At 53.1% G+C, this 407-nt stretch carries 1 rRNA gene; it reads right to left on the bottom strand.

The window, feature by feature from the left end:
- Positions 1-407 (bottom strand): 23S ribosomal RNA (locus tag P6N53_RS18610); the annotation flags it as partial.

Below are 407 nucleotides of genomic sequence, written 5' to 3'. Positions count from 1 at the left end.
CTTCGCTACTTGTTTTCGCTCCCCTTCACCTCTCAGGCTTTACAAGAGACGGATTTGCCTATCTCTTACCCTACGGGCTTGGACCAGCTTTTCCAACCGCTGGCTTGACTTACCCTCCTGCGTCACTCCTTCACTCAAACGGTATCTGGTGGTATCGGATTCTCAACCGATTGTCCATCGCCTACGCCTTGCGGCCTCGGCTTAGGTCCCGACTTACTCTGGGCGGACGAACCTTCCCCAGAAAACCTTAGGTTTTCGGCGGGCAGGATTCTCACCTGCCTTTTCGCTTACTCATACCGGCATTCTCACTTCTTAACAATCCACGGCTCCTCACGGTACCGCTTCTACTCGTTAAGAACGCTCCCCTACCAATGACATTCATCATTCCAAAGCTTCGGTGCCAGGCT

Origin of the sequence: Desulforamulus aquiferis (genome assembly GCF_030577015.1) — a bacterium.
GTDB classification, from domain to species: Bacteria; Bacillota; Desulfotomaculia; order Desulfotomaculales; family Desulfotomaculaceae; genus Desulfotomaculum; species Desulfotomaculum aquiferis.
The sequence above is the reverse complement of the archived record's forward strand: the minus strand, read 5'-3'. Positions and strand labels throughout refer to the sequence as shown.